Origin of the sequence: Streptomyces sp. NPDC048192 (genome assembly GCF_043202415.1) — a bacterium.
Lineage (GTDB): Bacteria > Actinomycetota > Actinomycetes > Streptomycetales > Streptomycetaceae > Streptomyces.
The window spans coordinates 471340-478338 of sequence record NZ_JBIDAL010000008.1 but is presented as its reverse complement, the minus strand read 5'-3'; the positions used below and the strand labels follow the sequence as shown (position 1 = coordinate 478338).

Annotated in this window: 6 protein-coding genes; 1 reads left to right on the top strand and 5 read right to left on the bottom strand. The window is 74.1% G+C overall.

Going from position 1 to position 6999, the window contains the following annotated elements; translation table 11 throughout:
• The first annotated feature begins 142 nt into the window (after nt 1-142).
• A complete protein-coding gene (locus ACGFZN_RS20080) occupies nt 143-514 on the top strand; it encodes a PPOX class F420-dependent oxidoreductase (RefSeq protein WP_393859803.1) in 372 nt (123 codons plus the stop codon).
• 30 nt (nt 515-544) lie between these two features.
• On the opposite strand, the gene ACGFZN_RS20075 is transcribed toward ACGFZN_RS20080, so the two are convergent.
• From ACGFZN_RS20075 to ACGFZN_RS20055, 5 genes are all read right to left on the bottom strand, one after another.
• On the bottom strand, nt 545-1057 hold the full coding sequence (locus tag ACGFZN_RS20075; protein WP_393859802.1) for a methylated-DNA--[protein]-cysteine S-methyltransferase: 513 nt from the start codon (nt 1055-1057) through the stop codon (nt 545-547).
• Entirely contained in the window at nt 1054-2448 is a 1395-nt protein-coding gene (locus tag ACGFZN_RS20070) for a DNA-3-methyladenine glycosylase 2 family protein (protein WP_393859820.1), read from the bottom strand. The genes ACGFZN_RS20075 and ACGFZN_RS20070 overlap by 4 nt, the downstream gene beginning before the upstream one ends.
• 109 nt (nt 2449-2557) lie before the next feature.
• Nucleotides 2558-3652 (bottom strand): ribosome small subunit-dependent GTPase A, encoded by a 1095-nt coding sequence (gene rsgA, locus ACGFZN_RS20065; RefSeq protein WP_393859801.1) that lies wholly within the window; start codon nt 3650-3652, stop codon nt 2558-2560.
• Nucleotides 3653-3899: 247 nt separating this feature from the next.
• Nucleotides 3900-5396, bottom strand: coding sequence for a cellulose binding domain-containing protein (locus ACGFZN_RS20060; protein ID WP_393859800.1), 1497 nt, complete (start codon nt 5394-5396; stop codon nt 3900-3902).
• Nucleotides 5397-5633: 237 nt separating this feature from the next.
• Nucleotides 5634-6977 carry a radical SAM protein gene (locus ACGFZN_RS20055; protein WP_393859799.1) on the bottom strand — a complete coding sequence of 448 codons (1344 nt, stop codon included), beginning with the start codon at nt 6975-6977 and terminating at the stop codon, nt 5634-5636.
• Between the last annotated feature and the right edge of the window lie 22 nt (nt 6978-6999).

Here is a 6999-nt window from a genome sequence, read left to right as displayed (position 1 = left end):
CTTAAGTCCCTCGCCGACTACCTCGCGAGGATCACCCCACCCAACAGCCAAACCAAGACCGACTAACCCTCGCGATTTCTGGCGCAGCACACTAGGACAGGGAGCCGATGTGCCGGGCGGGCGTGCGTGCTTGGCTGGCGGCATGACCGAATTCAGCGAGGCGGAGCGCGCGTATCTGGCGTCGCAGCGACTGGGCCGCATGGCCACCGTCGACCGGCACGGCCAGCCGCAGGCGAACCCCGTGGGCTTCCATCTGCGGGACGACGGCACCATCCTGATCGGCGGCTACGCGATGGGCACGACGAAGAAGTGGCGCAATCTGCGGCAGAACCCGAGGATCGCCCTGGTCGTCGACGACATCGCGAGCGTACGGCCCTGGCGGGTGCGCGGGGTCGACATCCGCGGTGAGGCGGAACTCCTCGTCGGCCCGCACGACTTGGGCCCGCACTTCAGTGACGAGGTGATCCGCATCCATCCCCGTACAGTGCACAGCTGGGGACTGGTGGAGGAGTAGCCGAGCCGCCCGGGGTCGACGGATCCGGCGTCAGCCGTCCGTGAGCGCGCCCTCGAGGGTCAGCAGCCACACCTTCCGTTCGAGGCCGCCCGCGTACCCGGTCATCGCCCCGTCCGCGCCGATGACCCGGTGGCAGGGGCGCACGATCAGCAGCGGGTTGGCGCCGATGGCGCCGCCGACGGCGCGGACCGCCGCGCGGGACGCCCCGGCCCGCGCGGCGATCTGCCCGTAGGTGGCCGTGGCGCCGTACGGCACCTCGTCCAGCGCGGCCCACACGCGCTGCCGGAACTCGGTGCCGTGTGCGCGCAACGGAAGCCGGAACTCCGCGAGTTCACCGGCGAAGTAGGCGGCCAGCTGCTCCGCCGCCGCCCGGAACGGGCCCGTGTCGCACCGCAGCCCGTCCCCCGCGTTCCGCAGGCTCTCCGCGCTCCGCCCGCCCTTCTGCCCGGGTACGGACAGCGAGGTGAGCGCCCCGTCCGGGTCGGCGGTGAGCAGCAACCGGCCTACGGGGGAGTCCAGTTCGGTCCAGTAGCCGGCCGTCATCGGAGCCGCTCCCCTGCCACGCGCAGATGCTGGACGGCGTACGAGCGCCAGGGCCGCCACTCGTCGGGCACCGCCGCGCCGGGCGGGGCGACGTCCGGGTCGCCGAGGGCACGCACGCGTACGGCGGCCACGGTGGCCGGGTCCATTCCGGGCAGGGTGAGCAGCGCCTCCTGCGCGTCGTCCCGGTCGGCGCCCGGATCCAGTCGTACCGTGCCGTCGGCCAGGGCTGCGGCGAGCGCGCCCAGCGGGCCGTCCGGCTCGGCCTCGGCGAGGACGGCGGCCTCGGGGAAGAGCCGGGTCAGGGCGCCGCAGGGCGCGTCGAGCACCTTGCCGTACCGCCGCACCAGCTCCTCGGCGCCCTCCTTCCCGGCCAGGGCCCGGACGGCGGGTTCCAGCGGGTCGACGGCGCCGGGCGAGCGCAGTCCGGGCCGGGCGGCGACCAGCGGGCCGAGCCGCGGGTCGGCGCCGAGCCGCTCGTCCACGGCGTACGGGTCGGCGTCGAGGTCGAACAGGCGCCGCAGCCGCTGTACCGCGGTGGTGAGGTCCCTGGGGTCGGTGAGGTGCAGCCGTGCGTCGAGCCAGCCGCCCGGCCGGGTGCCGGTCCCCGGCCTCGGCGCCCGGGTGCGCTCGGCCACGGCGACGATCCCGGTGCCGTACGGCAGCCGCAGCGTGCGCCGGTAGGTGCGGCCGCCCGGCGGGCCGGAGACCTCCTCCACGCCGGCCAGCGCCTCCCGCGTCAGCTGGTCGAAGACGGCGCCGGCCTGGTAGGGGCCGCGATGGGCGAGCCGCAGCGGGATCCCGGCGCCCGGCGCCGCCCCGCGGCCGGCCCGGCGCCGGGGTGCGGCGGCCCGCAGCTGGGTCGGGGTGGAGGCGTACACCTCCCGTACGGTGTCGTTGAACTGGCGCACGCTGGCGAACCCGGACGCGAACGCGATCTCGGTGACCGGCAGCTCGGTCGTCTGCAGCAGCGTGCGCGCGGTGTGCGCCCGCTGGGCGCGGGCGAGCGCCACGGGCCCGGCGCCCAGCTCGGCGGTCAGCTGCCGCTGGACCTGCCGCGCGCTGTAGCCGAGCCGCGCGGCGAGTCCGGCGACGCCCTCGCGGTCCACGACGCCGTCGGCGATCAGCCGCATGGCCCGCCCGACGACGTCCGCCCGCACGTTCCACTCCGCCGACCCCGGCACGGCGTCCGGCCGGCACCGCCGGCAGGCCCGGAACCCGGCGCCCTGCGCGGCGGCGGCCGTCGCGAAGAACCGCACGTTGTGCCGCTTCGGCGTCACCGCCGGGCAGCTGGGCCGGCAGTAGATGCCGGTGGTCTCGACGGCGAAGAAGAACACCCCGTCGAACCGCCCGTCCCGGCTGCGCACCGCCTCGTACCTGGAGTCCTCGTCCATCACGGTTCCAGTGTCGGACGCCCGGAGGAGGCGCTGCCAGCGGAAAACGGACATGACGCTGCCGGACAGCCCGCCGGAGGAACGCCGCCGGGGTGCGCCGGTGCGCTCGCTACTCCCAGCGCCCCCGCTTGAACTCCATCGCGGCCTTCCCGGCGGCACCCTTCCGTTTCCAGTCCCGCCGCAGTTCCGCGCGGACCCGCGCATCGGTCTTGGCGACGATCCACTGGTTCTCGCGCACCAGTTTCCGGTAGCTGTCCAGCCGCCGCGGTGGGAGGTCCCCGCTCTCCACGGCCGACCGCACCGCGCAGTCCGGCTCGCTCTCGTGGGCGCAGTCGTGGAAGCGGCACCCCTCGGCCAGTTCCTCGATCTCGGTGAACACCTGGCCGACCCCGCTCTCGGCGTCGTACAGCCCGACGCCCCGCAGCCCGGGGGTGTCGATGAGGACCCCGCCGGAGGGCAGGGCGAGCAGGTTGCGGGTGGTCGTCGTGTGCCGGCCCTTGCCGTCGACGTCCCGCGCGGCCCGTACGTCCATGACGTCCGCGCCGACCAGGGCGTTGGCCAGGGTGGACTTGCCCGCGCCGGACTGGCCGATCAGCACGGAGGTGCCGGCGCCGACGAGCGCGACGAGGACGTCGAGTCCCTCGCCGTGCAAGGCGCTGACGGTGAGCACCGGCACGCCGGGCGCGCTGGTCTCGACGTCCTGCACCAGGTGGGCGAGGGTGACCGGGTCCGGCACCAGGTCGGCCTTGGTCAGGACGACGACCGGCTGGGCGCCGGACTCCCAGGCCAGCGCGAGGAACCGTTCGACCCGGCCGAGGTCGAGGTCGACGGCGAGGGACACGGCGACGACGGCGTGGTCGACGTTGGCGGCGAGGATCTGCCCCTCGGACCGCTTGGAGGAGGTGGACCGCACGAAGGCGGTGCGGCGCGGCAGATACGCGCGCACATAGCGCGGATCCCCGTCGGGGTCGACGGCGACCCAGTCCCCGGTGCACACGACCTTCATCGGATCCCGGGGCACGACGAACTCGGTGTCGGCGCGCACGGTCCCGGCCGGGGTGACGATGTCGCACTGCCCGCGGTCGACCCGCACGACACGCCCGGGCAGCAGCCCCTGGGCGGCGTGGCGCGCGAACGCCTCGGCCCAGGCGTCGTCCCAGCCGTAGGGGGCCAGAACGGAGTACTCAGCAGAGGTGGTAGTCAAGGGAGACCCTTCACAGGGTGGCCCCGGGCGGGCGCGTCGGACGCGCGGTGGGTTCAGCCGGTGGCCACGGAGGTGGACTGGATGGATTCCTGGATGCGGGCAGCGCCCATCGCAATGACAGCCATCGGTCGACACCTCCTCGTCCCACGTGTGCTTCGCGCACGCCGCCTCGGCGTGCCCGCAAACGGTAGCCCGCCGCCCGGGCCCCTCGTCAACGCATTATTTCTTCCGGATCTCTTCCAGGTGGTCAGCCGGCCGCGCAGGGCACCCCGTTGAGCGTGAACCCGTGCGGGGAGCGGTTGTCGGTGTGCCAGGTGCCGGTGAAGCCGAAGGACAGGGTGCCGTGGGCGGTGACGGCCTTGTCGTAGTCGGCGGCGGTGGCGGTGACGTGGGAGCCGTCCTGGTGGGCGGTGGCGTCCCACATCTGGGCGACCCTCTGGCCGTCGCGGAAGGTCCAGGAGACGCTCCAGCCGTCGAGGGGGCGGTCGGTGGTGACGGTGACCGCGGCCTGGAAGCCGTCCCGCCACTGGTCGACGAGGTGGTAGGCGACCCGGCAGCCGGCCGCGGGAGCGCTGCTGCGGGTGGGGTCCGGCGTGCGGGCGGCCGAGGAGGTGCTGCCCTGGGGTTCGGGGCCGGGCTTGCCGCCGCCGGTGTGGGGGGCCGTGGGCGTCGCGGAGGGTGTGGGGGTGGGGGTGGGGGTGGCGGCGGGCGGTTTGCGGGAGGCGGGGCGGCCGGTGGCGCGGGAGACGCTGGGGTCGGCGACCGGCTGCCGGTCGTCGCGGGCGGCGGCGCTGTCGTCGCCGGTGCCGCCGAAGGGCATCATCGACACCCCCAGCGCCAGCGCCGACAGCAGTACGGCCGCGGCGAGCAGGCCGCCGCGCAGCGCCCGCTGGCGTCCGGCGCCGCCCTCCTCCGGATCGCCGCCCGCCGTCTCGGCGCCGGGGCGGCCCGCGCCGAGGCGGACCTCGGCGGCGCGCCGGCGGCGTTCCAGGTACGCGAGGCCGCCCCAGCCGATGACCCCGCCGGCCAGCGCGGCGGGCAGTCCGCCGCCGTGCAGGCGCAGGCACGCGGCGGCCTCGGCGCACCGCACGCAGGTCGCGAGGTGCCGGGAGAGGTCGTCGGGGGTGTCGGCGGCCGGCGAGCGGGTGACCGCGTCCAGCAGGCCGGCGTAGGAACGGCACCGCGCGTCCATCGGGGTGTCCAGGTGGGCGCGGTGGCAGCGGTCCCTGAACAGGGCGCGGACCTGGTCGAGTTCGTCGGCGACGGTGGCCGGGTCCAGGCCGAGCCGGCGGGCGACGGCGGGCAGCGGCAGCGCCTCCACCTCGGCGAGCCAGAGCAGCGAGGCGTCGGCCTCCTGCAGGTCCCTGAGGCCGCGCAGGGCGACGGGACGCTCCAGCGGCGGCCCGGAAAAGCGGGCGGCGTTGCCGGAGTTGAGCCACAGCCGCAGATCGGGGTCGAGTTTGTGGCCCTGGCCGCCGGCCTCCCAGGCGGCGGCGGTGTCGCGTACGGCGGTGAGGAGCGCCGGGATCGTGGGCAGGCGCGGGGTGCGGCGGCCCGCGCCGCGCACGTGTGTGCCGGCGGCGGCGCGGAGTTCGCGCATGCCGAGCGCGAACGCCTCGTTCGCCAGTTGATGGGCCGTCAGGGAGCCGGAGGTGCACAGGTCCGCGTAGCTGAGCACCGCGTCCCAGCCCTCCGAGAACAGCGCGGCCTCGGTGGCGTCCTTGGGGGTCGGCAGGTCGGGCATCGGACTCCTGCATCCACGAGCGAGGGCAACTCACCAGAGAAGGAAGGGAGTTGCGGGGTGCCTCGCGGCAGGACACAGAGCCTTTCACGTCCCTGACACAACTGACAAGCGGCCTGTTCACACCCGGTCACCGACGGTGGCGGCCGGGGCGCGTGACGCGACGGGCCCGCGACTCCGGCCTCCTGTACGGACGCCGGAGCCGCTTCGCTCACCGCGGGGCCGTCCCGATGCGCGGGATCACACCTCGGCCGGCGCCTGAGGCGCGTCCGCCGCCGGTTCGTCCGCCGGCAGGCTGTCCATGAAGGAGCTGACGGAGAAGACGGCGCGGCCGGGTCCGGGCGGGCCGTAGCCGGGCGGGGAGGACAGCCCGAAGTCGTCCATGGTCTGGCGGTAGGCCTGGAGCAGCCGGATGTGGTACTCCAGCGGCGCGCCCTGCGGATTGGCCTTGCCGAGCGGGGTGGTGGGCTCGGGGCACCATGTGGTGAAGCGGGGCGTGATGCCGTGCGACATGAAGAAGCGCAGGCCCTCGGTGGTCGACGCGATCGCCTCGTCGACCGTCGTGAAGCCGAACGGCTCGGCCATCTCCACGCCGGCCACGAAGTTGGGGATCACGTTGCGCGCGCCGAACACCTCCGCGGAGTCCAGGATGCGCCGGTGCCACTCGTCCCGGCCGACGTACCGCTCCTTGCCGGGGCAGTACAGCTCGAACAGGCGCCGGTCCCACACCTCGAAGTTGGGGTGGTAGATCTGCACGCCGTAGTCCTTGAAGCGCTGCACGTCCGCCTTCGGCAGGGCCTGGGCGACGACCTTGCCGATCCAGCGGCCGGGGAAGCGCTCCTCGATGGCCTTGGCGTAGTGGCCGTAGAAGTCGGCCTCGTCACGGCCCGCGACCTTGGAGGTGATCGCGCCGCCGGTGAGGGTGTAGGCGGTGGAGGCCTTCTGGGTGTCGTACCGGTCGATGATCTCGAGGGCTTCCAGGACCTCCTCGACGTCCTTGACGCCGGTGTACGGCCGCCCGGCCGCCTTGTGCTGGCGCCAGTTGTGGTTGATGTCGCAGTACTGGCACTCCTCCTTGGCGCCGAAGTACTGGCAGACCCGGAAGACGGTGAGGTAGATCAGGTAGCCCCACTGGATGGTCGGGGCCACCTCCATCACGGACTTCCCGTTGGACAGGGTGTGCCGGTAGTACTCCGGCATGGGCGGCACCCCGACGTCGGCGATCCGCCTGCCGTCGAGGTAGAGGCCGAGCAGCCCCTCCTCGTCGGCGGCCACCCGGTACGGCGAGGCCGGGTTCACCCGCACGGAGACGACGGTGCGGCGCAGGTCGTACGGGCCGCCGGTGAGGATGATCTCCTCCGGCGGGCGGCGCAGCGCGGCCTCGCCCAGTTCGGGCAGGGTGCCGTGGTCGAAGGAGAAGATGAAGTACGACTTCGGTTTGACCTCGCCGCTCTCGTTGTCGCTGAGGGCGGACGGGTCGAAGGCGACGCCCCCGCGGAGCAGGTCCTCCTTGAAGACGGCTTCCCGTGGCACATGCGGGAACCGCTCCATCAGATCCTCGACCAGCGCGGTACGACTGCCCATCCGTCTGTCTCCTCCCGGTTCA

Excerpts from the sequence above, each read along its gene's own strand:
- ACGFZN_RS20075 (WP_393859802.1), bottom strand. The coding sequence starts at position 1,057 with ATGACGGCCGGCTACTGGACCGAACTGGACTCCCCCGTAGGCCGGTTG.
- ACGFZN_RS20060 (WP_393859800.1), bottom strand. The coding sequence starts at position 5,396 with ATGCCCGACCTGCCGACCCCCAAGGACGCCACCGAGGCCGCGCTGTTC.
- ACGFZN_RS20080 (WP_393859803.1), top strand. The coding sequence starts at position 143 with ATGACCGAATTCAGCGAGGCGGAGCGCGCGTATCTGGCGTCGCAGCGA.
- ACGFZN_RS20070 (WP_393859820.1), bottom strand. The coding sequence starts at position 2,448 with ATGGACGAGGACTCCAGGTACGAGGCGGTGCGCAGCCGGGACGGGCGG.
- ACGFZN_RS20055 (WP_393859799.1), bottom strand. The coding sequence starts at position 6,977 with ATGGGCAGTCGTACCGCGCTGGTCGAGGATCTGATGGAGCGGTTCCCG.